General features: G+C 35.9%; 19 protein-coding genes, 2 tRNA genes and 1 pseudogene. 10 read left to right on the forward strand and 12 right to left on the reverse strand.

All coding sequences use genetic code 11. From position 1 onward, the window contains the following. Positions 1 to 347 (forward strand): annotated as a pseudogene (locus tag ACRRVB_RS01920) (hypothetical protein); the annotation flags it as partial. A 30-nt stretch (positions 348 to 377) separates the two neighbouring features. Here the strand turns inward: ACRRVB_RS01920 and ACRRVB_RS01925 are convergent. From ACRRVB_RS01925 to ACRRVB_RS01960, 8 genes are all read right to left on the reverse strand, one after another. After that, the gene (locus tag ACRRVB_RS01925; RefSeq protein ID WP_432466302.1) at positions 378 to 809 is read right to left on the reverse strand and encodes a hypothetical protein; all 432 of its coding nucleotides are present in this window, start codon (positions 807 to 809) and stop codon (positions 378 to 380) included. Between the two features lie 465 nt (positions 810 to 1,274). Beyond that, positions 1,275 to 3,761, reverse strand: coding sequence for an endopeptidase La (lon, locus tag ACRRVB_RS01930; RefSeq protein ID WP_432466303.1), 2,487 nt, complete (start codon positions 3,759 to 3,761; stop codon positions 1,275 to 1,277). 100 nt (positions 3,762 to 3,861) lie between these two features. Further along, on the reverse strand, positions 3,862 to 5,166 hold the full coding sequence (rseP, locus tag ACRRVB_RS01935; RefSeq protein ID WP_432466305.1) for an RIP metalloprotease RseP: 1,305 nt from the start codon (positions 5,164 to 5,166) through the stop codon (positions 3,862 to 3,864). A gap of 136 nt (positions 5,167 to 5,302) precedes the next feature. After that, positions 5,303 to 6,673: an ATP-dependent protease ATPase subunit HslU gene (gene hslU / locus ACRRVB_RS01940; RefSeq protein WP_432466306.1), complete on the reverse strand. Its 1,371-nt coding sequence runs from the start codon at positions 6,671 to 6,673 to the stop codon at positions 5,303 to 5,305. Between the two features lie 191 nt (positions 6,674 to 6,864). Beyond that, positions 6,865 to 7,626 carry a metal ABC transporter ATP-binding protein gene (locus tag ACRRVB_RS01945; protein ID WP_432466307.1) on the reverse strand — a complete coding sequence of 254 codons (762 nt, stop codon included), beginning with the start codon at positions 7,624 to 7,626 and terminating at the stop codon, positions 6,865 to 6,867. A 2-nt stretch (positions 7,627 to 7,628) separates the two neighbouring features. Beyond that, positions 7,629 to 8,528: a metal ABC transporter solute-binding protein, Zn/Mn family gene (locus ACRRVB_RS01950; RefSeq protein ID WP_432466308.1), complete on the reverse strand. Its 900-nt coding sequence runs from the start codon at positions 8,526 to 8,528 to the stop codon at positions 7,629 to 7,631. A gap of 240 nt (positions 8,529 to 8,768) precedes the next feature. After that, on the reverse strand, positions 8,769 to 9,668 hold the full coding sequence (locus ACRRVB_RS01955; protein WP_432466309.1) for a metal ABC transporter solute-binding protein, Zn/Mn family: 900 nt from the start codon (positions 9,666 to 9,668) through the stop codon (positions 8,769 to 8,771). A gap of 39 nt (positions 9,669 to 9,707) precedes the next feature. Further along, positions 9,708 to 10,367: a metal-dependent transcriptional regulator gene (locus tag ACRRVB_RS01960; protein WP_432466310.1), complete on the reverse strand. Its 660-nt coding sequence runs from the start codon at positions 10,365 to 10,367 to the stop codon at positions 9,708 to 9,710. A 593-nt stretch (positions 10,368 to 10,960) separates the two neighbouring features. On the opposite strand from ACRRVB_RS01960, the gene ACRRVB_RS01965 reads away from it, so the two are divergent. The 3 genes from ACRRVB_RS01965 (at position 10,961) to ACRRVB_RS01975 (ending at position 13,772) form a co-directional block, all read left to right on the forward strand. Continuing rightward, positions 10,961 to 11,572, forward strand: coding sequence for a DUF502 domain-containing protein (locus ACRRVB_RS01965; protein WP_432466311.1), 612 nt, complete (start codon positions 10,961 to 10,963; stop codon positions 11,570 to 11,572). 181 nt (positions 11,573 to 11,753) lie between these two features. Further along, positions 11,754 to 11,840, forward strand: a tRNA-Ser gene (locus tag ACRRVB_RS01970). A gap of 153 nt (positions 11,841 to 11,993) precedes the next feature. After that, positions 11,994 to 13,772, forward strand: coding sequence for a hypothetical protein (locus ACRRVB_RS01975; protein WP_432466312.1), 1,779 nt, complete (start codon positions 11,994 to 11,996; stop codon positions 13,770 to 13,772). A 37-nt stretch (positions 13,773 to 13,809) separates the two neighbouring features. Here ACRRVB_RS01975 and ACRRVB_RS01980 read toward each other — a convergent pair whose 3' ends face one another. The 4 genes from ACRRVB_RS01980 to rfbD all read right to left on the reverse strand — a co-directional run bounded on the left by ACRRVB_RS01980 (position 13,810) and on the right by rfbD (position 17,905). Further along, positions 13,810 to 14,406 carry a phospholipase D family nuclease gene (locus ACRRVB_RS01980; RefSeq protein ID WP_432466313.1) on the reverse strand — a complete coding sequence of 199 codons (597 nt, stop codon included), beginning with the start codon at positions 14,404 to 14,406 and terminating at the stop codon, positions 13,810 to 13,812. Positions 14,407 to 14,496: 90 nt separating this feature from the next. Continuing rightward, a complete protein-coding gene (locus ACRRVB_RS01985; protein WP_432466314.1) occupies positions 14,497 to 15,393 on the reverse strand; it encodes an MlaD family protein in 897 nt (298 codons plus the stop codon). A 149-nt stretch (positions 15,394 to 15,542) separates the two neighbouring features. Continuing rightward, a complete protein-coding gene (gene der / locus ACRRVB_RS01990; RefSeq protein ID WP_432466315.1) occupies positions 15,543 to 16,847 on the reverse strand; it encodes a ribosome biogenesis GTPase Der in 1,305 nt (434 codons plus the stop codon). 137 nt (positions 16,848 to 16,984) lie between these two features. Next, the gene (gene rfbD, locus ACRRVB_RS01995) at positions 16,985 to 17,905 is read right to left on the reverse strand and encodes a dTDP-4-dehydrorhamnose reductase (RefSeq protein WP_432466316.1); all 921 of its coding nucleotides are present in this window, start codon (positions 17,903 to 17,905) and stop codon (positions 16,985 to 16,987) included. Positions 17,906 to 18,489: 584 nt separating this feature from the next. On the opposite strand from rfbD, the gene ACRRVB_RS02000 reads away from it, so the two are divergent. From ACRRVB_RS02000 to ACRRVB_RS02025, 6 genes are all read left to right on the forward strand, one after another. Then, complete coding sequence (locus tag ACRRVB_RS02000) at positions 18,490 to 18,972, forward strand: hypothetical protein (protein ID WP_432466317.1); 483 nt, start codon at positions 18,490 to 18,492, stop codon at positions 18,970 to 18,972. A gap of 385 nt (positions 18,973 to 19,357) precedes the next feature. Beyond that, on the forward strand, positions 19,358 to 20,536 hold the full coding sequence (gene lpxB / locus ACRRVB_RS02005) for a lipid-A-disaccharide synthase (protein ID WP_432466318.1): 1,179 nt from the start codon (positions 19,358 to 19,360) through the stop codon (positions 20,534 to 20,536). Beyond that, positions 20,517 to 20,948, forward strand: a complete 432-nt coding sequence (gene ruvX, locus ACRRVB_RS02010) for a Holliday junction resolvase RuvX (protein ID WP_432466319.1) — start codon at positions 20,517 to 20,519, stop codon at positions 20,946 to 20,948. The genes lpxB and ruvX overlap by 20 nt, the downstream gene beginning before the upstream one ends. A 280-nt stretch (positions 20,949 to 21,228) precedes the next feature. Beyond that, positions 21,229 to 21,304 (forward strand) — tRNA-His (locus ACRRVB_RS02015). A 259-nt stretch (positions 21,305 to 21,563) separates the two neighbouring features. Then, positions 21,564 to 25,001 carry a DNA polymerase III subunit alpha gene (dnaE, locus tag ACRRVB_RS02020; RefSeq protein ID WP_432466321.1) on the forward strand — a complete coding sequence of 1,146 codons (3,438 nt, stop codon included), beginning with the start codon at positions 21,564 to 21,566 and terminating at the stop codon, positions 24,999 to 25,001. A 252-nt stretch (positions 25,002 to 25,253) separates the two neighbouring features. Further along, positions 25,254 to 25,748: a glutathione peroxidase gene (locus ACRRVB_RS02025; protein WP_432466322.1), complete on the forward strand. Its 495-nt coding sequence runs from the start codon at positions 25,254 to 25,256 to the stop codon at positions 25,746 to 25,748. Positions 25,749 to 26,142 lie beyond the last annotated feature (394 nt).

Raw genomic sequence — 26,142 nt, forward strand, 5'->3', positions numbered from 1 at the left:
ACCCATAAAAAAGGTTTAATTGTTTCTACAGAAGCGATACATCCTAATGCTTATGATGGCCATACTTTAGAGAAGAGTTTATTACAAGCCGAGCAATTATCTGGTACCAAGGTAAAATATGCTTTCGTAGATAAAGCCTATAGAGGTCATAATATTCCTGTTAATGAATGTGATATATTTATAAGTGGTTCTAAAAGGGGTATAACCCCTGCTCTAAAAAAAGCTATTAAATTAAAACCTATATAATTAAAATTCTTAATCCAAAACCAGTTATACCTATATCTTGGGTAAGAAAAATAGAGCGCCTGATAAACCATATATATTATAAAGAAATATCCATTCAATAAATTTATTCAAAAATAATATTTCAGGGCCGACTAAGTAGCAAGACTAAGAGACATATTCAAAAAAGGAGCATTACGGAATTTAGTAGCATAGTGATTAGCAAGATCAGCATACTTGAAAGCCTCATTATAATGATTAGTAGCCCGTTGAACAAATATAGTAGCAGATTTAAAACTTATAGTAGCAGAATTCACAAAATTATCAGAATCAATATAATCATATTTACGAACAGTATTAGCAGCATCATTAGCCTTAAGACGGGCACGATGAGCAAGAAGATAAGCCTCAGCAGCAACCTCAGAAGCCCTAGTAGAATAAGAAACTAAACAATCATCACGATTAGAAGAAAAATGAACTTTAGTCTTATTAGTTGAGTGTAAACAATTATATAGGCTTAGTTTTTTAGATTGTGTCTCTATCATATTATTCGTTCTATTGCATCCAACTAATATTAGGGCATGCAATAAAAAAACCATATTAGTTTTGATATTTAACATTATAAACATTTTAAAATTATGAAGCACTAATTTAATATTATTAAGTCTTAAACACAAAAAATTAGTTTTTAGTTCCAATGATTTTAGAAGAGTTTTGTTTTCCTCTCTCCTGGCGATAGTTTCTACTTAACATAATATATATTATATAACTTATCGGGCAAAAGAAATATTGGAACATTTTGAGTCCGTTTGAGTCCGTTGCAATAAAATTATCTTAATTAAAGAGCTGGAATAAGGTCGCTCAAGTGCTGGTATTAGATACCGTTTTACACGTGTAAATATTTTTTAAGATTTCTAAATTTTGTATCAAATACATTAATTTTTATTCTTTACAAATATAAAAAATCAAGTAGGTTCTGAAAGTAGAATCAGGAGTAGATTTATAAACCCTTTTTGACAGAGGGGGCTTACTCAAAGAACTAAGTAAACGTCTTATTTTTTTTCCGTTATCAGCTCCGCTAAAGCGCCATCCCAAACTTTTGGATTAGCTACTTTATTTTCTTGAAGCGCTAAACGATAAACCTGATCTACAGAGTCTACATAGTGAAATACTAAATTTTCACGATAGATTGCTTTTATTTCTTGTACATCTTTTTTGTTTTTGCTGCTGAGTATAATCTCTTTCATACCTACACGTTTTGCAGCTAGAATTTTTTCTTTAATACCACCTACTGGTAGTACTTCACCACGTAAGGTAATTTCCCCTGTCATAGCCAAGCAGTCTTTTACCTTTTTCTGCGTATATAAAGAGGCTAATGAAGTAAAAAGGGTAATGCCTGCAGAAGGACCATCCTTAGGCACTGCCCCAGAAGGAACATGAATATGCAAATCATAATTTTCAAATACACCATGCGATACATCAAGGTACTGATCATTCGCTTTTAAGTAAGAAAGTGCTGTCATAGCAGATTCCTTCATAACTTCTCCTAGATGACCAGACAAATTAATCCTTCCTTTCCCTTTACTCAAGACAGATTCTATAAAGAGAATTTCACCACCAGCAGCTGTCCAGGCTAAACCAATCGAAACACCAGGTAAAGATGTGGTTTGATAAGGTGTTTGGTCAAATGGCTCTGGGCCTAGTAAAGTAATAACATCAGTTGGTTTTATTTTTTTAGTATAAGTTTCCGCTAAAGCAATCGATTTTGCGGTCTTTCTGCAAATATTGGCTATTTGACGAGATAGTTCACGTACGCCAGATTCACGCGTATAACTTGCTATAATTGTAGCTAAGGCATCATCTTGTATGGCTAGATCAGTAGCTTTAAGGCCATGTTCTTTTCTTTGTTTCGGGAAGAGATATTTTTTTGCAATTTCTATTTTTTCTTCTAGAAGATAGCCACTTACTTCAATGACTTCCATTCTGTCCTGCAAAGCAGATGGAATGCGGTCCATTGAATTGGCAGTGGCTACAAATAGAATTTTAGAAAGGTCATATGGCACTTCCAAAAAATGGTCCACAAAAGCATTGTTTTGTTCTGGATCTAGCACTTCTAGTAGCGCAGATGCTGGATCTCCACGCATTCCATCTATTTTATCTACTTCATCTAGTACAATAACTGGATTAGATGAACCACTTTTTTGAATGTTATAGATAATTTTTCCAGCCATTGCACCAATATAGGTTTTTCTATGTCCACGTATTTCTGCTTCATCATTTAGCCCACCTAGTGCAATACGTGCATATTTTCTACCCATTGCTTTGGCAATAGACTTTCCTAAAGAAGTTTTTCCTACTCCAGGAGGACCACATAAACATAAAATAGGTCCCTTCATATTTTTTTTTAGCCGTACAACTGCTAAAAATTCTAAAAGGCGCTCCTTGACTTTTTCAATACCATAGTGGTCTGCATCAAAAATTTTCTTGGCTCGGGTCAGGTCTAAATTGTCTTTGGTATAGTGCTCCCAAGGCAACTCTACGACCAGCTCTGCATGGTTGATGCTAATGGAATAATCTGGACTATGTGGGCTCATCCGTTCAGCTTTTTCCAATGCCTTTTTAAAATAATTGGCTACCTCTTTAGGCCATTGTTTTTTATTTCCTTTTTCACGTAATGTATCAATTTCGTCTGAAACTTCGTTTTCGCCTAGTTCATCCTGTAGCACTTTAACTTGTTGCCTTAAGTAATAATCTCGTTGTTGCTGATTAATATCAGAGTGTACTTTATCTTGAATTTCTTTTTTAAGCTCTGAGATTTCTAATTCTCTTAAAAGATGCTTTAAAAGCAAATTGGCCCGCTTGGTGCTATTACTTAACTCTAGTAACTTTTGCTTGTAGTGGATATCTGTATTTAAATTAGACGCCAAAAAATAGGTTAGAAAATCAAGACTTTTAATATTGGTTAGCATCGCCTGTGCTTCGCTAGAACCATCAGGTCGAAATTTAAGAATCTTAATCGCTACATCTTTTAAGGATTGCATCAGTGCAAGATTTTTTTTGTCTTCTTTATAAGGTTGATCTTTTAGTAGTTGAATAGTAGCTTCTAATCCTAATGATTCTGTAAAGAGTTGAATGGTTTGAAATTTTTGTTTACCATGTACCAAAGCAATCGTTTTACCATTTGGTAAATTAATAATTTTAATAATTTTGGCTAGTGTACCTATTGGATATACATCTGTTTGTTTACCTTCAAAATTTTCTGGGTTGCGCTGTGCAATGATGCCTAATAAACCATCTTTTTCATGTATGACTTCTATCAAATGCATCGCCTGCCTTTCTTTAACGGCAATAGGAACCACAACGTTAGGAAAAAGAACCATATTACGAAGTGCCAACAAGGGTATTCTACCTTGGGTATGGTCATCAGAGAGCTGTTCTTTTTCATCAGAAACAATCAGCTCTACCATACCGCCTATGCCGTCTTCACCCCATGCAGAAGCAATCCCTCCATCCATTACTAGTGATTTATTGAAGTACATATGGTTATAAATAATTCCTAATTTATCTTTTTAGCATGACCTATATGATTGTACACTTAAATAGTATGCCAAAAAGTAACAATAATATAGTTATAACTACTTATAATAGCTTACGAATATCATTACCCAATGCATAAAGCATAAGTAAAAACATAAGGGCCATGCCCAATTTTTGAGTACTTTGTAAAAATTTATCAGAAAGTTTTCTTCCAGATAGCACTTCATACAATATACATAAAGCATGCCCTCCATCTAATGCTGGAATAGGTAGTAAGTTGATTAAACCAATCGTGATAGATAACAAAGCAACCAGGGTCCAAAATTTATATCCAATAAATTCGTTGTCAAAATTTTGGGCTATGCTAATCGGACCACCCAAAGATTTTTTTAAAGCAAGTTTGCCTGTGATTAATTTCCATATGGTTAGAAAATGGCATTCCATCAACTCTAGAGCTTTTTTTAGGCCAATGGGAATAGATCCTATAAATGAATAATGTAGTTGCCTATATTTAGGCTGAGCCAATTCAATACCTAATCCTTGTTGGTCTATCTGGACCTGGGTAGCCATTTTTATGCCATTCCGCAAGTAGACTACTTCAACTGTTTTATCCAAACAAGTTTTAACTATCCTTATTAAGCCATATACATCAAAGATAGAGTGGCCAGCTAGCTGAATAATTTGATCTCCAGCCATTAGGCCTGCTAGGGTAGCACTACTGTTTGGGCGAACGGAGTGAATCAAGCAGGGAAAAATGGGCCTTATAAAAAAATCTTTTTTTATATCTGATAAGCTTTCTAGGAGCTTTTCTGGAATGGGCAATGTTAATAACTGACCATCTCTGTTGATGGTATAATAGCTTTTACTACGTAGTAAAAAGCTGGGTGATAAAACGTCATTAAAATCATCAAAATTTTTCCCATTGATTTTGATGATTTTATCCCCTATTTTAAAGCCCATTTCTCTAGCTAGTGCACTTGGTATGATGCCATATTTATTTACTTCATCTCTAGGCAAATAGGTATGTCCCATGATATAAGTTAAACCAATCCATATGCATATACCACTGAGTAAGTTAAAGATAATACCACCCAATATAGTCAAGCACCGCTGCCAGGCTGGCTTTGAACGAAATTCCCAAGGTTGTGGACTATTTTCCAAATGATTAATGGCCAATGATTCATCCACCATACCTGCAATCTGAACGGCTCCACCTAAGGGAATCGATCCTAAGGCATATTCTGTTTCCCCCCATTTGACTTTAAATAGTTTAGGAGGAAATCCAATCATATAATTATTGACCCGCATTTTAAATAGCTTAGCAAAAAGCAAATGGCCCAATTCATGTATACCAACTATGATGAATAAAGCGGCTAAAAATTGAATGGTCTTAATAAAAAACGCCATATAGTGTAGCAATTATTAGGTTAATCTTACAGGGAGCAGTGCTTAAATATAAGCAAAAAATAGGACATACATCTTCAACAGATGGTCTATATTGCGTAATAGAGGCTACAAAAAAGTGGCTTGGGAATAGCATGCATTATAAAATGTACGCACTAAGGTCTTTCTGTTTTATTAAGTTAGCCAGCGATTCTTGGACCATGTCTTTGGTGATGGTAATGGCGGTATGGGGCCTAATCGTATCTGGAACATCAAATAGAATAGGCGTTAATAGATGGCTCATCACAGTTTGTAACCGTCTCGCACCAATATTTTCTATTTCTTCATTGAGCAAATAGGCAGTGGCAGCAATTTCTTGTTTGGCTTCTGGGCTAAAATCTAACCTAACATTTTCTACAGCTAACAGTGCTTGATACTGAATAGGTAAGGCACTTTTAGGTTCATCTAGAATCTTATAAAAATCTTTTTGTGAAAGATTTTCTAAAGTCACACGAATCGGAAACCGACCTTGTAATTCTGGAATAAGGTCAGATGGCTTAGCCATATGAAAAGCACCTGCTCCAATAAAAAGAATATGATCTGTCTGAATGGGACCATGTTTGGTTTGTACTGTACTCCCTTCTACAATGGGTAGAAGGTCGCGCTGAACACCTTCCCGACTTATACCTGGACTATTGCTTTGACCAGTGTGGGCAATTTTATCTATTTCATCTATAAAAATAATACCAGAATGGCTAGCTCTTACTAAGGCTTCTTCTTTAACCGCATTCATATCAATCAGTTTGGCTGTTTCTTCTGTCAATAGCAAGGTACGTGCCTCTGCAATAGTTACTTTTCTTTTTTTAGTTTGTTTGGGTAAAAAACTGCTCAGCATATCCTGAAAGTTCATTACGAATCCTTCGTCCATGGAAGGACCTGCTCCTAGACTATTTATATTACCAGCTGGAACGGTTTTAGTTATTTTAATTTCTATTTGTTGTTGATCCAGTAGACCACTTCTTAATTTTTCACGAAAGCGTTCCCGCGTAGTATCGCTGCTTTCTGTACTATCTAAACAGGTCTCTTCGTTTGTTTTTGGTTGAAACGGGGGAAGTAATATATCTAAAATAATTGCTTCCACTTGTTCAACCGCTTTATGCTGGACTGCTTCTATTTTTTCTGACTTTACCATGGCTACAGCACGTTCCACTAAGTCCCTTACCATACTCTCTACATCACGTCCAACATAGCCTACTTCTGTAAATTTAGAGGCTTCTACTTTTACAAAAGGAACTTTTGCAATTTTGGCTAATCTCCTAGCTATTTCTGTTTTACCTACTCCAGTTGGCCCAATCATTAAGATATTATTTGGGACAATATCTTCCTTTAACACTCCTGTTACCTCCATTCTGCGCCATCTATTCCGCAAGGCAACGGCCACATTGCGCTTGGCTTCTGCTTGACCGATGATATATTTATCTAGTTTTTTTACAATTTCTCTAGGTGTAAGAGTGTCCTGATCAGTTGACATAATTATTATAATTGGTTCAATTTATATAAATTGTTTGTATATTTTATTTTTCTTACGCAAAAAACCATCAAACGCACGCTATATGGATGCAACCGTGAACATACAATAACTTACTAATATTTATAGGTCAATATAACGGTTCTATTCCTATTTATGTAAATTGAACGGTAGAGATGCTATATGCAAGCCTATCACCGGCACTTATTGGAAGAGGGGTTCAAACAAGGCAATCTACTATGATAGGTTGTTTCAAGTAAATCAGCTGTAAAGACTTTTTTTATATCACCGGCAGCTATAAGTTTATGGTTAAGTAAGACGAGCCAGTCAAAATAGGTATCTACTGACCCCAAGTCATGGTGTACGACTACAATGGTTTTACCTGCTGCTACCATGTTTTTTAACAGTGCAATAACAATTTTTTCTGTAGTAATATCTATACCTGTAAAAGGTTCATCCATAAAATATAAGGCTGCATCTTGGGCCAACGCCCTAGCTAAAAATACTCTTTGTTGTTGCCCTCCAGATAGTTCTCCAATTTGTTGTTTGGCAAGGTGTGCGATACCTAATTCTTCTAAGCACTGCATAGCTATTGCTTTATCTTTTTTATTAGGCCGTTCAAAAAAACGCAATCGATTATACCTACCCAAAAGAGCAATATCAAATACAGAAGCAGGAAAGTCCCAATCTACTGATTCTTTTTGAGGGACATAACTGATCTGTCTTCTTACCTTATGAATAGATGATCCCAACAACTTTATTTCCCCCTGTTGATAAGGAATAAGCCCCATAGCAACCTTCAATAGGGTAGATTTACCTGCCCCATTGGGACCTATTATTCCAATGATTTTATGTGATGGTAGATTAAAACTAACTTTTTCCAATACAACCTTGCTATTTGGATAGGAAACAGTTAAATCTTTTATCTGTACAATATGCGTGTCTGTTTGTATCATCTTTATTTTAGTGCATTTACAATAGTGGTAGTATTGGCGCTAACCATGCCACAATAGGTAGCTGCTAAAGTATCAGCCCCACCAAGTGCATCCGAGTAAAGGCACCCTCCTATCTCTACTTTATATCCATAATGGGCACAACCTTCTAATACAGCGCGCATTGATCTATCGGAAACAGAAGTTTCAAAAAAAACTGCCTTAATATTCCGTGCTATAATAAGGGCTATAATATGCTTAATATCTTTTAAGCCACATTCAGATATAGTAGAAATTCCTTGTAACCCAACTACTTCTATATTATAAGCCTTACCAAAATAACCAAAAGCATCATGTGCAGTGATTAATACCCGTTGCTTAAAAGGAATAGCCTGAATTTGTGCAGTTACGGCTTGATGTAATGCCTCCAATGTTTCCATATAAACCAATGTGTTTTTTTGATAGTAAGCCGCTGATTCAGGCCTTGCTTCTTGTAACTTTTGACTAATAAAACCAACCACCTGTTGCCATAGTTTTACATCAAACCAGATATGAGGATCTATACCAACAGCACACATATCGTCGTATAATAGCTGTTTTGGCATAAGGGCATCACTAACGGCATACATTTTTTTTTCTTTGGCCATTTTTTGCAATAAGTCAGTCATTTTACCTTCTAAATCAAGGCCATGATAAAAAATTATATGGGCATGTTTAAGCTGTTGAATATCTTTTTGAGTAGTTTGATAGATATGAGGATCTATACCAGGGCCCATTAAACTAACTACCTGAGCATCGTCTTTTACAATATTTTTAACAGCATCTTCTAATATGCCTGTAGTGGTTAAAATAACAAATGGTTGATCTAAAGTAGTGCAGCAAGAGGATAAGATCAAAGAAAAAAATAGACAAACAGTACCATACATCTTAGATGATATAAATCTAGTAAGATTGGCCAGGATATAGAATATTATATTTAACACTTTATTGATTGAACCATGATCGTTATAGATTACTACATCTTTCCTACTGCTTAGATAAGCCAACCCAATATTGGCCCTCTGTAATTTTATACGAAAGACAATGCAAAGCTAACTTTTTCCCTATAATTTTACTATTTGTAGCAGTAATTTATTTTTACTTTATGTTGTCTTTAGAGGGTTTCTTTATTTCAGTGCATTAACAATTGTTAGGGTATTGGTACGGATCATTCCACAATAGCTTCCTTCTACTGTATTAGGTGCACCAAGTGCATCTGAATAAAGGTACCCTCCTATTGCTACTTTATGTCCATAGTGGGCACAACCTTCTAATACAGCACGCATTGACTTATCTGAAACAGAAGTTTCAAAAAAAATTGCTTTAATATTTCGCTTTATAATAAGCGATACAATACGTTTAATGTCTTTTAATCCACATTCGGATGCAGTAGAAATTCCTTGTAAACCAACTACTTCTATATCATAAGCCTTGCCAAAGTAACCAAAAGCATCATGTGCAGTAATCAATACCCGTTGTTGCTTTGGAATGGATTGAATTTGACGTGCAACCGATTGATGTAATGCCTCTAAGGTCTCTAAGTAGGCTATTGTATTGTCTTGATAATAGGCTGCCGACTCAGGCCTTCCTGCTTGGAGTTTTTGACTGATAAAACGAACCACCTGCTTCCATATACTTATATCAAACCAGATATGAGGGTCTACACCAATCGTACCATCGTATAGCAGCTGTGTGTGATTGAGTGCGTCACCAACAGCATAAACTTGTCTTTGTTGGGCCATTCCTTTCAATAAATTAGTCATTTTTCCTTCTAAGTCAAGACCATTATAAAATACTATATCGGCATTTTTAAGCTGTTGTACATCTTTCTGAGTAGTTTGATAGGTATGAGGATCTATACCAGGCCCCATTAAGCTTATTACATGTGCATCCTCTTTAACAATGTTTTTAACGGCATCTCCCAGCATACCTGTGGTGGCCAAAATAGTAAATGACTCATCTGTATGATTGGTACAGGAAAATAGGCCTAAACAAAAAAACAAATAAAAAATCTTATATCTATTCAAGTAGAGATGTTTTATACAAATAGCCATCTTATTACAATACTATAAAGTGATTAAAATATTATCTGTTATTTTACGCGATATATTAATTTTATATTGGTTATCAATAGTTACATCCATCGATTCATCAAATCTAATTTTTTCAATAACGGTAATTTTAGCGCCTAAATAGATATTTCTTTTACCGAGGTATTGTAAAAAAGCAACGGAATCATCTTTAATGGCACTTACTATACCACTTGTGCCTTCAGATAGATCTGTCATCAATAGTCTAGGCTTGGTTACAATCTTTCCATCTGCATTTGGAATGACTATACCATGGGGATTACAATATGGATTGCCTAGAAAATGGTCCAATCGATCTATGAGTATATCAGAATCAATATGTTCTAGTTGCTCCGCTACTTCATGTATTTCATTCCATCCAAACTTTAATTTATCTACTAAGAAAACTTCCCAAAGTAAATGTTTGCGTAAAATTTTTATAGCCAATTGTTTGCCTATTTCTGTCAAGGTTACGCCGTGGTATTTACGGTAGACTACCAAGCCCTTATGATGTAGTTTTTGCATCATATCAGTAATAGAGGCAGCACGGGTAGATAAAAATTCCGCCATGGCAGTAGTTGAAACCAATCTTTCTTTCCCTTCTGAAAGCATATAAATCGCTTTCAAGTAATTTTCTTCTGCATGTGTACGTTTCATACCTCTATTAGATAGATTTAGACAAATTTAAATAATTTTTTAGACAAACCTAAAAAATTAATCTAATTTAAGATAAATGCTGGATTGTATTATTTTTTTATAATTGATTATCAATTTTAAAATTGATAAAATATATGTATACATCATTGTATAACCAATCTACTAAATCAAATCTTGTAAAGAGATTACAATAAAAATAGTCCCATCAGTCTACTGAACAGACTGTCAACAAAATGACCGCACAAATGGTCTAACAAAGAACAAAAATACAAATAAATATTATTCAGATTAAATATAAATATATTTCATAATCACAATAAAAAATATTTTTATTAAACATAAACTTTAATAAATATATACCTATACAGATGATAGTAAATCACTTATTTGAATATTTGGCCGAATAAAATATTGTTATATATATTATGTTATTTCATTATCAATTATATATATATAATTGATAAAGTTTTACTTTAATATATAATTTAGCGTATGAGCCTACCAGCTATTATTTTGTATCATCTTTTTTCTTTAAATTGAGGCTGGTATAGTTGAAGATTAAACTGCTTTTAATATTTACAAATGTTGACACCATGAGCACCAAGCAACCGCTTATTAATAGGCTGATGCGCTACTTTTTTAGAGGATTACTATTGATCATTCCATTAGGTGGAACACTCTATTTGATTTCAGTAGTGTTGCGGAAAATAGATGGGTTTATTAGTCTGGGTATTCCAGGTTTGGGGATGTGCATTGTAGTGGCCTCTATAACTCTTCTAGGATATATAGGTACTACCCTTTTTGTTAAGTCAGTATTTGGCTTTACGGAAGGACTAATCAAAAAGGTTCCATTCATTCGTGCACTTTATTCTTACTTAAAGGATTTTACTTCAGCTTTTGTAAGCAGCAAAGGAAAATTTAATAAACCGGTTATTATCTTACTAAATAAAACGACTCAAGTCTATCGAATAGGGTTTATTACAAAAGATGCTTTAGAAGTGCTTTCTATGCCTAGTCATATAGCTGTTTACCTACCGAATGCTTATGATTTAGCTGGCGTGCTTGTTATCGTTCCTCCGGAATTGGTTACGCCTTTGGATTTACCTGGTTCTGAGGTAATGAAATTCAATTTTTCTGGAGGACTGACACCACTAAAAAATACAGGTACCAAAGCAAATGGGCCAGATGTAGATGCAACAGTATAGCAGTAGGCAGCTTATAAACCGAAATAAGGTATTGTCAAAAAACTTTTATAAGCTCCATTTTATTTTGTAATATTGTTATCCAATGGTAGAATATAGCACAACCTATAAAGATTAAACAGTTCATTGTATTGCTAAAAATTGGTCTTAAATTTACCATAAATCTAGCCTACTATATGGATTAGGAGGGTTGGCAGAGTGGTTTAATGCAACGGTCTTGAAAACCGTGGTACTGTTAAAAGTACCGAGGGTTCGAATCCCTCACCCTCCTCATTTAATAAAAAAAGCCCTACATAAAGTCAAATATAGATGCCGAGGAATCAGCTATTTAGCCAGAAAAAATGGCTAGTTGCGCTGCGCTTGTACGTACAAATAGTTGGACCCATCTATAATATGATTTGCTATACACAAAGTAACCACCACTATGAACATTTATCTACGGTTGACCTTATTCTGTCTTATATACCAACATACTGCCGTAGCCAAACCTAACCTACGATTGGGTATGCTAGATCGCCATGCAAAACTTCTATTGGCCCAATACGAAGCAGCCAAAAAAGTTTACAAGATAGAAGCTTATGCTGAGGCAAAATCATTATTTGATACACTGAGAAAAATAGAACATCCTCCTTCTCTTTCTCCTTATATACATTTTTACTATGGATTAGCCGCCTATCACAATGGAGAAAAAGCAATTGCCCATCAGTCGTTTTTGGAAATACAAGCAAAATTTCCAGCTTGGAGCAAGCAAAATGAGATCCATTATTGGTGTGCGCAATGTAGCTTTGAAGAGGGACGTGTTGAAGAGGCTTTGGGTGCACTTGCTTTGATTAAAGATAAGCATATGGCGCGATCGGTTCTACAACTAAAAAAATTTTTTTTAAAAAAAATAGAAGATGATGCATATCTAGAAGAGCTAATTGAAAAATTTCCCAATGACCCTATTATTAAAACTATTTTACATAAAAAAGTGGCACGAGAGGCCTATCTTACGCAAGATTTTTCATTAGTCAATCAGTTAAAACAGAAATATAATTTTGCAGATTATACATACGATCCTTTGAAACAAGTAAAGTCTAAGCATAAAGCAGCTTATGATGTAGCGGTTTTACTTCCTTTGTTTGTAGATGAGTTGGACTATGAGGCATGTACAGATCAATTTGTTATTGATCTATACCAAGGTATACAGTTGGCCATAGAAAGACTTGCTCAAGATGGTATTGTGATTAATCTTTTTACGTTTGATACGAAAAAAAACGTAGAAGTTACCAAAGCATTGCTGGCACAAGAAGCCATGGCTTATATGGATCTCATCATAGGTCCACTCTATCCCGATACGATTCCACTGGTTGCTGCATTTGCTAAAAAAAACAAAATTAACTTTGTAAATCCTATTTCTGATAATTCTACGGTAACCCACGGTAATCCATTCGCCTTTCTTTTTCAGCCTGATTTAGAAACTTGTGCACAAAGAGCAGCAGCGCTTACACTAAGTGATATATATGGTAAAGCAACCGTGCAACCTTGTATAGGGGTATTTTATGGTATGAAACAGAAGGATATATTACAAGCCACCTTATATAAACATAGGATTGAGCAGCAGCTAGGTAAGTCAATAGATCTATTTGTACAACTTTCTGATAAAAGCATTAAAAATTTTTTGAAAGAAAATACCACCCAAGAAAAAGAAAAAAATATTGAAGATACCGAACAAACGCAATTAGATTTAGCCAAACTAACCCATATTTATGTACCTTCTCAAGATGAGTTGGTCGTTTCTACGGTAATAAGTCTCTGCTTAAAACTTGGTATTAAGCCACAAATTATAGGCCATGAGCAATGGATAAAAAATGAGATATTAAATATTTACCAACTACAAAGGTTGCCTATTTTATTCTTATCTCCAAATTATATTGACTATAGTAGGGCTACGTTAAGCATATTTCGGAAAAATTTTTTTGAGAAAAATGGAACAAAACCCAATGAAAAAAGTTACATTGGCTACGAAATGATGCTGTTTTTTGGTCGAATGTTAGGTAAGTATGGTACTTATTTTCAAAAAAAATGGGAAAACATGTACTACAGTGGCCTTATTTTTCAGGGTGTATCCTATGGAAAGCATCATACGAATCAGCATATTCCAGTATTACGGTTTGAAAAAGATAAATTTATACCTTTCCATCCACTAAAAATAAAATCTTAAATGGATGAAGAGAAGCAAGTTTCCTTGATCGTAAGGATCAATAGGTATAGATGGATCTTAATCGTTTTCCATTTGCTGCCCTTATATACCAATTATCTTTAAATTTTTTATTGATCGCTTGCCCTGCTATGATCACTAAATTCTCTGCATTTCTAACCTGCGCACCATCTGTCCAATTAAAAGAACCTGTAATCACATATGTATCATCAATAATCATTACTTTATTATGTGCATAACCAACTGTTTTATCAATTATAATAGGAATACCATGTTGTAATAAACTGTTTACTTTACTCCCCTTTGTAGTTTGTGCATCTTTATCTATTAACAACCGAACCGTTACTCCATTTTGATGCGCTTGTATCAGTGCATTTGCAATTTTTTTAGAGGTGATCAGATAGGCCTGCACAAGAATAAATGCTTTGGCAGATAGAATTTTTTCTACAATAAGATCCATACAAGGGTCTTGCGGTGTAAACCACACTTCTATCGCTAGATGATCATCAGAGCGATTGTAGGGGTTACAAGCGGTATAATTAACCAATAAACTACTAAAAGCAATGAGCGCAGTTCCTAAACACTTAACCCACATATTGGGGATACGTCGCAACTTTCGAATGGTAGATTGTTTCATAAATCGTTCTAATAGATGGCTAGTAAATAGAACAAAGAAGGAAATAAAATTGATAAAAATTTGCCTTAGTAAACCAGTTTGGTATATTTTTTATTTATGCTTTTTTAAACCAAATAAAGAGAAGTGTACATAACGCGAGGGCCGTTTTCTCAGGTCAAAGAGCAATGCATCCAAGTTTTCTACACTATGATGAAACCTATGATAGAGTGTTGGATCATTTATAAGCAGTGCCAAGCTGCCATGCCCACTAGTGGTCTGTTGTATAAATTTTTCCAGATGTTGTAACGTATGGTTAACGCTAACAGATATATCCTTAAACGGAATAGATTGTACCTCCATAATTAGGCTATGTATAGTGGGAAATATAGCCGGTATACCTTTTTTAGAATCTGCCAATGGTGAAGAAATAGCAATTATATTTTTTGCAATAGTATTTATGTTAGATTCAAGCTGACGCATAGTGCTGTTTAAGATTGCACTTGTTTTTTCAAAATTTATTAGAATCGCATTTACGCCTTCAGTCGTTTTGATCAGGTTTTGGGTAACCGTTGCAACCTGTGCCGTCATTGCTTTAAGATCAATATCATTAAAATCTGGATGGATCTGACCAATGATAATGTCTTGCCTACTGATAGGACGTCCTTTTTGGAGCTCAATTTCTAAAGCATTACCTTCCATCATACCGGCATTATTCAACATAACTTTACTGGTATGGGTCAAAGGAAATTGTTTGTCTATCTCAATGGTAACCAGTGTGCTATAATTTTGTTTAGGCTGAATTTCCACTTTTGTTACCATGCCTACTATATGACCTTTTAGTTTGACAGGTGCAGAAACGCATAAGTTCTTATTTACAGGGTAAGAAACTTGGTAATGATTATATTTAGAAAATATATTGTGGCCTTTTAGAAATAAAAAACCATAATACAAAATGCCCAAAGAAGATAGCACTAATAAGCCTATCGCATAGTTCTTATTTATTTTCATATTGGTATCTTTTGCATGCTTGGGTAAAAGAAAATAATATAAAGTAAAAAAATCATTTTATAATAAAGCAATTTACAAAATAACTCAATGATTTGCAGCCAGCCAATGGGTTTAATAGCCAATGGCCAGAGTAAATGTATACCAAAAGATTATTTTTTCTTAAATACCACTTGAACAGGCACACCCTCAAAGTTAAAATGGGACCTCAGTTGATTGACCAAATAGCTTTTATAATTAGGCTGAATATAGGTTGGATGGTTGCAAAAGAAAGCAAATGTGGGAGCATTTCCAGTAACTTGCGTGCAATACTTAATTTGGATGTGCTTCCCTTTTACAGCAGGGGGATGGTTTCTTTCAATACTAGGTAAGATGGCTTTGTTTAACTCGGAAGTGGAAATTTTTTTTACTTTATTTTGATAAACAGCAAGCGCTTTCTCGATGGTTTGGTAGACCCTTTGTTTTTTTATAGTTGAAACAAATACAATCGGCAAATAGTCTAAAGGAGCTAGTTTATGCAATAGATGTTTTCTATAGCTATCAGCGGTTGTAGCCTCTTTATCAATCAAATCCCATTTATTTACTATTAAAACCATACCTTTTTTATACCGGTGTGCTAGTGCAATAAGCGAAATATCTTGTGCTTCTATACCATGTTGGGCATCTATCATAATCAAACAAATATCTGCGTCTTGCATGGCTTTTACGGCACGCAACACGGAATAAAATTCGATGGCATCGCGAACCTTTGATTTTTTCCGTATGCCTGCTGTATCAGTAAGGATAAACTTTTTATGATAGCGGTTGTATGGGGTATCTATTGCATCTCTAGTAGTACCAGAGAGCGGACTGACCATACTCCTTTTTTCATCTAACAATAGATTTAAAAAAGAAGATTTGCCTACATTTGGGCGGCCTAGAATGGTAAATCTAGGGAGCTGATCTGATGGAGCTATCGGTACCTCTTTTAAGTGGGGCAATAAGGCATCTAGCAAATCACCTGTTCCAGAACCATTTATTGCTGCTATAGGAAATGGCGGACCAAGCCCTAAAGCATAAAAACTAGATGCAGCCATTTCAGCCATTAGACCTTCTGATTTATTGGCTACTAAAAAAACAGGCTTATTGATTTTCCGTAGTACATGGGCAAATTCTTTATCTAGATCGGTTGGTCCTTCTATACAGTCTACCATAAAGAGTACCAAGTTGGCTTCATCTAATGCAAGTTGAATTTGTTCACGAATACCGTGGGCAAAAGTATGATCGGTACCAGACATATACCCCCCTGTATCAATAACGGTAAAAAATCTATTGCTCCACTGTGCATAACCATAGTGTCGGTCACGGGTAGTATGGACAGAACCGTCCATAATGGCTCTTCTTTCTTCGATCAGTCTATTAAAAAAAGTAGATTTACCTACATTAGATCTGCCTACAATGGCCACTACATTTGCCATACATTAATGTAAAATTAAAGATTTGAAGCCAGCATGCTGCCTCGACAGCGCAATACCTCTGGTGGATCACCTGATTATCTTATATAATGTACCAGATACAGCACAATTGTAGAGGGATACACGTACGGAAGCAAGCATTAAATATAAAGGCTTAAATTTAGTATAAATCCTATCCAAAAGCAACCTAATCGGTTTTGCCATTTTCTTACACAAAGGGCCAAGCTATCTTGCCAATGGGGAATCTTTATTTGAAATACTTCTCGAAAAGAAGATTTATTTAATACACTATAGTAAGGCCTTTTAAGTCGTACTGCAGCAGATGATCGGGGGATTACGGCACAACGATTGGGTAAAGCAGCAGCAATAGCATAGGCAAAATCATACCAACTGGCTACGCCTTCATTGGTATAGTGATAAATGCCAAAGGGGTAGTCGGCTAGATTATTTTTTGCTATTTTTTCGACTATTTCCCAAATGGCTGCTGCCAAGTCATAGACATACGTAGGACTCCCTATTTGGTCATCAACCATCTGTATTACATCGCCTTTTTGGGCCAATGCCACCATCTTAGTAAAAAAATTATGCCCCTTTTCGCCATATAGCCATGCGGTTCGAATGATATAAAAATGGGTAGCGCGTGCTGCCACCATTTGTTCTCCGGCTCGTTTGGATCGACCATATTGATTCAGTGGATCGGTGGGATCACTGGGGCTTAATGGACATCCTTTTGTGAGGCCAAACACATAGTCTGTTGAAATATGGAAGAACACAATACCATACTTTGCGGCCAATGTCGCCAAGTAGCCAGCACCTAGGCTATTGACCTTAAAGCAGGCTGTTGCTTCTTGCTCTGCCAATTGGACATTTGTATAAGCCGCACAATTTATAATGTATCGAACGGAATGGGCTTTGATACAAGCCTCTATTTGGCCACCATTTGTAATATCCAGCATGGACTTGCTGCAAAAAAGTGGCGCAAACAAAGGATGCGCTTTAAAAGTAGCCTGTAAAGCAAGACCCAGCTGGCCTTCTGAACCAGTAACTAAAACAACAGACATAGCCTTTGGTAAAAGGACCTATAAAAGTAGATAATGGGGCAAAAGAAGCGTTACTATTTTCCCTTATATGCAGGCTAACTTTAAAAAAATATAAAAAACACAGACAAGCATTATTATTGGCTTCAAAAATATTGCAAACGTAGCTGTTTTTTATTACCATTATATATAAGCAATTAAGTCAAGAAAATGCAGGAAGCTTTTAGGAACTTAACCAGGAAAACTATTGCTTTTTACTTGCTTTTTGGGAAATATTGCTTCTATTGCAATAGGATAAGACTTAAGATGTATAAAAAACAAAAAAGAATCTAGGTGTATAATCTAGATTACTGCTTCAATGACAGTAAAAAGTTAATGCATAATTGATATTTATCAAGTTTCTTAAGCTAATTGCATTAGGGGCATTAGCCAACTCTATATATAAAAAGTAAATATACCTGATAATCTGCTTTAAGGTATTGTTTTTTTATGCACAACCAATTAAATATGCTGTATGCAACATACCATACCAAACTAATTTATGGAAACATGCTAAGGGCATATTCTATTATTTAAATTTTATTTAACCGATTCAAATTTACATTATTATGTCCACATCTACAAGCAAACTAATTTTTTTATTACTTTTACCTGTCTTAACAGCAGAAAAATGCACTGATACCAAAAACAGAAACCTGAAACGAAACGCCCCTACGGTTGCGGCCAGCAAAACAGCAACTGCTACGGATGTTATTCCCTTAAATGATCTTGAAACTGCTGAGGCAAAAATAAATAGCCAGGAGAAAGAGAAAGAGAAAGAGAAAGAGAAAGAAAACAACAAAGACCAACCTAGAACGGAAGTTAAAACTGCTGTACCAGATGTACAAGAAGCAAAAAACAGACATCCTCTTAAAAAAGATCAATCTGGGGAAGAGGAAAATGTATTTGAAACAAAAGAAGATAAGCAATCTATACATTCAGACAATAAAGGAAATTTTACTGAATCAGATGATGATAAAAAAATAGATAAAGAAAAAAAGAAAAAAGAAGAAAAAAGAAAAAAAAAGAAAAAAATCTTTGGAATTTTTTAGAAAAAAATAAAAATAGACCCTAAAAATACATTTATAAATTAACTTGTACAGTATACATTCAGGCAACTGGCTTTAGTGCAACCCTGCACTTAAAAAAAAGAAAGGGTTATGTAAAAGCGCAACCAGGCTAAAGCGATTGATCCCTTACTTTTGCTCCTCTTTGTTTTTTCAGAACGGTTCTAAGCAATAGGTTGCGTACAACCGTTCTGATGTAAAGCTAAAATTTATTAAGATGCATAGGTTCCATAATTTTTGATAGTAAAGGAAGTCCGCTGTTTTCAGATATATAAGCTAAAATGGGCTTACTAAATATTATAAAAAGTATCTATATTGTGTAATTGTATTATTAAGTATCCCCTATTTGGCCTATTGCCTCCATATTTGTATGGAAAAGGCACCATCTAACATCCAAATACCCATGCGTTATTACATTATTGCGGGTGAGCACTCCGGAGACATGCATGGCGCTGATTTGATTAGAGCAATCCAATCAGTAGATCACCACGCCGATTTCTGGTGTTGTGGAGGAAGTGCGATGTCCCAAGCGATGGGCAGGCGTTGCAACGTAGATGGTTCAAAAATGGCTTATATGGGGATAGATTTTTTAAAAAAGTGGTATACCCTATGGCAGTTGCTAAAGTTTTGCCAAAAAAGTCTAAAGCACTACCAGCCAGCTGTCGTTCTTTTAATTGACTACAGTGGCTTCAATATGCGGCTTGCTGCATTTGCTAAACAAAATGGATTTTTAGTACACTACTATATACCGCCTAAAATATGGGCACATGGTCGAAAAAGAATTGCAAAAATTAAGCAAAATGTAAACCAAATATGGTCTATCCTACCTTTTGAAGCAGCCTATTATCGTGCGCAAGGCTACCATACCATTGACTATGTCGGTAATCCATTGATTCAAAAAGTTGCCAATCATACCATCAATCCCTTTTTTAGGGCAGAAAACCGCCTCGACCATCGGCCGATTATAGCCTTATTGCCGGGTAGTAGATTGGGTGAAATTCAGCGTCTATTGCCTCGAATGGTTGCCCAGGCAGCCCATTTTAAAGGCCATCAGTTTGTAGTAGCTGGATTAAGTATGATGCCAAAGCGTTTGTATGAGGCGCTATGCCCGCCTACGGTTCAAATTGTTTATGACCAAACCTATGACCTAATGGCCGCTGCGAAGGTGGCGGTGGTTGCCTCTGGAACCGCTAGTCTAGAAGCCGCGTTATTTAATCTCGCACAAATAGTGGTCTATAAGCTCCATCCATTGGCCCATTTTTTTTACAAAAGCATTATTACGGTAGATTACATCTCTTTGGTTAACCTTTTGATGGATCATCCAGTTATTCCAGAACTCATTCAATATCAACTAACAGACAAAAATCTCTATGCCACTTTAACCAAGCTGCTATCGGGCAACGCTAGGGCCAAACAACAAGCAGTCTATCCAACAGTTCGCCGGTTACTAAGTTCAAAAAATGGCGTTGCAACAGCCGCAAAGTGCATCGTATCCCAGGCCAAACAGTTCCTTCAAACCCAACGAAATCATGGAAAAAAAATTGGGTAGGATTATGGCCATAGATTATGGGCTCAAACGGGTCGGTATTGCTGTTACCGATCCTTTACAAATCATTGCTACCCCTTTGACAACCATTGTTGCCCCTACTTTATTGCCCTTTTTAAAGGATTATCTGCAACAAGAAAATGTAGTCACCTTTGTGATGGGTATGCCCACCCATTTAAATGGAAAACCTTCTAAAATGGGTAATATCATAAAGCAAATCGGCACGCAATTAAAAAAAGCCTTTCCAGCGCAAAGTTTGTATTACCAAGATGAACGATTTACTTCTAAATTGGCTTTGCAGGGACTCTACCAAGCTGGTTATTCTAAAAAGGATAGAGCAGACAAAAGCAATATAGATAAGGTAAGTGCTGCGATTCTCTTACAATCTTTTTTAAATAAACAGACGGTTATATGATGCCAATCGCAACTTTTTACAGGAAGCCTGTTTGAATGACTTGAAAGGCAACCTTTAGCCTATGACCTTTTTACATTACTCTAGGGTCACTAATTTTCTTTAGTGCTCGGTCTATAGCTATAGATAATATCTTATGGATGGCTACTTGACTACAATCTATGACATCAACTAGTCAAGGAATTAGGAGCTAGATAGAGAGAGCCCTTGTGCACAATTTTTATTTTTTTTGTTTATATTTGAGTTATCTATTGACTCAATAGGTTCATAAGTTTAGTTTTATGGTGAATGTAGCTCAGCTGGTTAGAGCATTGGTTTGTGGTACCAAGGGTCGCGGGTTCGAATCCCGTCTTTCACCCTAATATTTTACCTGATATAGTCCGCATCCCTTTAGTCAATAGTTTTTTAGTGCAATAGGTATCAAATTGCAAAATCTCCATTTATACTCGGTGGTATCGCTATAAAATATCCTTTTCCTATATTTATGTTATGCTGTTTACTATACCAAAAATGTTTAACTATATCACAATACCCTTTTCCCTATAAAAAAATAAGCTATTAAAGACACTTTTATAGCTCGATAAACAGCCCTTAGCAGGGCTACAATCTCATACCAACATGTCCAATTTTTGCCATTTACATTGTCATACAGAATATTCTTTATTGGATGGAGCCGCTAAGGTCACACGTTTAATAGCTACCAATAAACAATTGGGCATGGATGCATTGGCCATTACCGACCATGGGAATATGTTTGGGGTCCCCCATTTTGTAGCCGCAGCTGGTAAGGAAGGAATAAAGCCCATTATAGGATGTGAGTTTTATATGGCACCTGATCGGCACGACCATAAAGACAAAACCCGTTACCACCAGATATTATTGGCTAAAAATAGCATAGGTTATCAAAATATTACCAAACTATGCTCCCTAGGTTTTTTAGAAGGCTATTACTATAAACCACGTATTGATAAAGCTTTACTCAAACAATATAAAGAGGGTTTAATCGCCACTACCTGTTGTTTAAGTGCAGAGATTCCTAAAACCATTATACGCCATGGTGAAGCAGCAGCAGAAAAGCTTTTTTTAGAATGGCTTGCGCTATTTGGTGAAGATTACTACATAGAGCTACAAAGACATGGCATCAAGGAACAAGAAATTTGTAATGCCCTATTGCTCCGTTGGGCTAAAAAATACAATGTGAAAGTGATTGCCACCAATGATGTGCATTATGTTGCGCAACAGGACAGTCTTGCGCAAGATGTGTTGCTCTGCCTACAAACTGGAAAAGATTACAACGATCCCAATCGGATGCGTTTCAACAACGATCAATTTTTTTTAAAGTCACCAGAAGCCATGGCGTTGCTTTTTGCAGACCTACCAGAGGCCCTTACCAATACCCTAGCCTTAGTAGAAAAAGTAGAAACCGTTTCCTTAACACGTGATGTGCTGTTGCCTATTTTTAAACTTCCGAGTGGATTTTCAGATACCAATCTTTATCTAAGCCATTTGGCTTTTTCCGGAGCACGTGCCAAATATGGGACCATTCCTCTAGAGGTAGAAAACAGACTCAACTATGAATTGGCTATTATTGCTCAGACCGGTTTTGCTGGCTATTTTCTAATTGTACAAGACTTTATTCAAGCAGCTATAACATTAGGTGTGGTGGTAGGGCCAGGTCGAGGATCAGTAGCAGGCTCCTTAGTCGCTTTTTGCATCGGCATTACCAAAATAGATCCCATACGCTATAATCTGCTCTTTGAACGTTTTTTGAATCCAGAGCGGGTTTCTATGCCTGATATAGACGTAGATTTTGATGATGAAGGACGTAAAAAAGTAATTGATTATGTGATTCAAAAATATGGTAGAAACCAAGTAGCCTCGATTATTACCTTTGGTAGTATGGCCGCTAAATCTGCCATACGGGATGTAGCCCGTGTGTTGGGGGTGCCTTTGGCACGGGCCAACTATATGACCAAATTGATACCCGATAAACTAGGGATTACCTTATCAGAAGCTTTTGAAGAAGTAAAAGAACTGGCAGAGCTGAAGAAAGGGCTTACCACACCAGAAGGTAACGTATTGGATTTAGCAGAAAAATTAGAAGGGTTGGTCCGCCATACAGGTATTCATGCAGCAGGGATCATCATTGCACCCCATGATATTGTAGCATATATCCCAGTAAAAACAGATAAAAATTCCGATTTATTGGTTACCCAATACGATGGATCGGTACTGGAAGGAATCGGGATGTTGAAGATGGATTTTTTAGGCTTAAAGACGCTTAGTATTATTAAAGATGCCTTGCAATTGATTGAACAAAATAGAGCCATTTCCATAGATATAGATCTTATTCCACTAGACGATCCCATTACTTTTAAACTATACCAATCCGGTAATACAAAAGGGACCTTTCAATTTGAGTCAGAAGGCATGCGTCAATGGCTGATTAAATTACAACCCACTACAATGGAAGAGCTGATTGCGATGAATGCACTTTACAGACCAGGTCCTATGCAGTTTATTCCTAATTTTATTGCCCGCAAACATGGTAAAGAAGCTATTGAATACCCTCATCCACTTTTGGAAGCTATTTTAAAGCCCACTTATGGCATTATGATTTACCAAGAGCAAATCATACAAACCGCACAAACTATGGCGGGTTATACCCTAGGTAGTGCAGATTTGTTGCGCAAAGCTATGGGGAAAAAAAATGCAATAGAAATGGCCAAACAGCGTGATATTTTCATCACTGGATCCGCTCAAAAACATAAAATCCCTAAAGAAAAAGCATTGCATATTTTTGAGATGATGGAAAAGTTTGCACAATATGGTTTTAATCGTTCGCATGCAGCAGCCTACTCCCTAATTGCCTATCAAACGGCTTATCTAAAGGCCCACTACCCTACCGAATATATGGCCGCTGTATTAACCCATAACCAGGGTGATATTGAAAAAATTGCTTTTTTTATGGAAGAAAGTCGCCAGCAAGGACTGGCTGTATTGGGCCCTGATATAAATACCAGCCAAGTCAATTTTAGTGCAGGCCTCCATAAAGAAATAAGGTTTGGACTAGGTGCGATCAAAGGAGCAAGTGAGACAGCGGTCACTGCTATTATAGCAGCAAGAAAGGAGAAAGGGACATTTAAAGATATTTTTGACTTTGTCGAATCCATTCACCTTAAAAGCCTAAATAAAAAAACGATGGAGTCACTTGCTTTATCGGGTGCTTTTGATGGCTTGAAGGGTTTACATAGAAAACAATATCTCTATGAAGCATCGGGTAGCAGTTTTATAGAAAAATTGATCCAATACCGCAATCGTATACAAAAAGAACAGATAGAAGCAGCGCAGTCTCTTTTTGCAGCTAGTGGCTATAGTCAAATTAAAAGGCCAGAACCCGTTGATTGTACCCCTTATAGTCCGTTGGAACAACTGCGTATAGAGAAAGAACTAGTTGGTTTTTATATTTCTGGCCATCCATTGGATGCATTTAAAATAGATATAGAAAGCTTTTGCAATGTAACTACACAAAATATACTAACTGCTAGTCGAAAAACTGTAACCATAGCGGGTATACTCACTGCTTCTACCATTAAGCAAAATGGCAAAGGAAATGCTTTTGCGTTACTCACATTAGATGATTACCATGGATCATTACATTTTGCACTTTTTGGAGAAGACTATTTAAAATACAAGCATCTATTAGAAGTTGGACACTTACTTTTCCTGACTGGACATGTAGCCATCCGTTATGACAATCAAGAAATGCAAACCTTTAAGCCTCGAACGATTAACCTATTGGAAGAGATGCGGGAAAAAATGGCGAAAGGCATTCATTTAAAGCTGACGCAAGACCATATCACCGAAGAGCTAGTGAACGAATTGGAAGCTTGCATCAAACGCTATCCAGGTAAATCTTTTATAAAGATATCCATTATAGATCATGAATCCCAAATTACGATTCCAACCCTTTCTATTCTATACCGTGTAGCGCTCACCAACGAACTATTTGGATTATTGCAAGCCCTCTCTATAGATTTTTACCTGTGTACTTAATCAGATATAGTTGATGAATTGCTATCTTTTCTTGCTATGTAAGCTTTAAAGCTTACATGTAAAACACATACCATTTAGATCCATGTTTTGTCATCTAATCTGCGATTCAAATGTATCAACGGACCTTTTGTACTAAAAAAATAGAATTTTAATTTTAATTTTAATTTTAACTAAAAAAGTTTAAATTTGTGAGCTGAGCATTTTTTTAGTGAATCAGAAATTAACCTATTGTTTTAAACAGTTGTAAAAAGTATGGATACCAATAGCAGCTCGGATAGAGATTTTTCGTTTACCCTATTAGATGGCACGACTTTTCATCTTTGTAATGGACAGGTAGTCTTGGTAGTGAATACGGCTTCGCGCTGTGGATTTGCCCGTCAATTTGATGCCTTACAAAGGCTACATGATCGATACCATATCCATGGTTTTACAGTGCTTGGGGTATCTTCTCAAAGTTTTGGCAAGCAAGAATTTGAACAGTCTTGCGATATAGCAACGGCTATACAAAACAAATGGAGTAGCCTTACTTTTCCCATTACGGAGTTAACAGCTGTTCGTGGAAAATCCATTCATCCATTTTATGCATGGGCTGCCACGCAAGTTTCTTGGTGTGGACGCCCAAAATGGAACTTTCATAAATATTTGATAGGGAAAGATGGCCAATGCATTACATGGTTTGCTTCTTCAACAGATCCTTTGGCCCCAAAAGTGGTAGAAGCAATAGAGGCTGCATTAGGTAACCAGTAACCTTTTTCAGACTATTTATTTGAGCATTAACTTTCTAAATATTACATATATCTCTTAATGGACTTTGTTGCGCCATACTTTTAAGAAGTAATACAAGCTCTTGTATTACATATTTAATAGATCCAAAATAAAAAGCTTGGACTTTTCAATAAAAAAATATACTGTTCTTTTATAGTCTAGTTATCATTTAAACAATCATTAAAACATTATTAAAAGTAAAAAAGATGAGACACTTGCACATACAGACCAATAAGACCTGCTTAGAAAAGACTAAAATTAGTTATATTTCTAATATTTTTACCTATTCTTTAACTAAAAAGCTTTTTTCTGCTTCTTTTTTAATAGGACTGTCTAGTACTTTTCTGCTATCAAGCACAGGATTTACATGTAGTAG

The organism is Candidatus Cardinium hertigii, assembly GCF_050864855.1.
Classification (GTDB): Bacteria; Bacteroidota; Bacteroidia; order Cytophagales; family Amoebophilaceae; genus Cardinium; species Cardinium hertigii_C.

Coding starts and splice junctions, on each gene's coding strand:
- lon (WP_432466303.1), bottom strand. CDS start 3,761: ATGTACTTCAATAAATCACTAGTAATGGATGGAGGGATTGCTTCTGCA.
- rseP (WP_432466305.1), bottom strand. CDS start 5,166: ATGGCGTTTTTTATTAAGACCATTCAATTTTTAGCCGCTTTATTCATC.
- hslU (WP_432466306.1), bottom strand. CDS start 6,673: ATGTCAACTGATCAGGACACTCTTACACCTAGAGAAATTGTAAAAAAA.
- ACRRVB_RS01945 (WP_432466307.1), bottom strand. CDS start 7,626: ATGATACAAACAGACACGCATATTGTACAGATAAAAGATTTAACTGTT.
- ACRRVB_RS01950 (WP_432466308.1), bottom strand. CDS start 8,528: ATGTATGGTACTGTTTGTCTATTTTTTTCTTTGATCTTATCCTCTTGC.
- ACRRVB_RS01960 (WP_432466310.1), bottom strand. CDS start 10,367: ATGAAACGTACACATGCAGAAGAAAATTACTTGAAAGCGATTTATATG.
- ACRRVB_RS01965 (WP_432466311.1), top strand. CDS start 10,961: ATGAGCACCAAGCAACCGCTTATTAATAGGCTGATGCGCTACTTTTTT.
- ACRRVB_RS01975 (WP_432466312.1), top strand. CDS start 11,994: ATGAACATTTATCTACGGTTGACCTTATTCTGTCTTATATACCAACAT.
- ACRRVB_RS01980 (WP_432466313.1), bottom strand. CDS start 14,406: ATGAAACAATCTACCATTCGAAAGTTGCGACGTATCCCCAATATGTGG.
- ACRRVB_RS01985 (WP_432466314.1), bottom strand. CDS start 15,393: ATGAAAATAAATAAGAACTATGCGATAGGCTTATTAGTGCTATCTTCT.
- der (WP_432466315.1), bottom strand. CDS start 16,847: ATGGCAAATGTAGTGGCCATTGTAGGCAGATCTAATGTAGGTAAATCT.
- rfbD (WP_432466316.1), bottom strand. CDS start 17,905: ATGTCTGTTGTTTTAGTTACTGGTTCAGAAGGCCAGCTGGGTCTTGCT.
- ACRRVB_RS02000 (WP_432466317.1), top strand. CDS start 18,490: ATGTCCACATCTACAAGCAAACTAATTTTTTTATTACTTTTACCTGTC.
- lpxB (WP_432466318.1), top strand. CDS start 19,358: ATGGAAAAGGCACCATCTAACATCCAAATACCCATGCGTTATTACATT.
- ruvX (WP_432466319.1), top strand. CDS start 20,517: ATGGAAAAAAAATTGGGTAGGATTATGGCCATAGATTATGGGCTCAAA.
- dnaE (WP_432466321.1), top strand. CDS start 21,564: ATGTCCAATTTTTGCCATTTACATTGTCATACAGAATATTCTTTATTG.
- ACRRVB_RS02025 (WP_432466322.1), top strand. CDS start 25,254: ATGGATACCAATAGCAGCTCGGATAGAGATTTTTCGTTTACCCTATTA.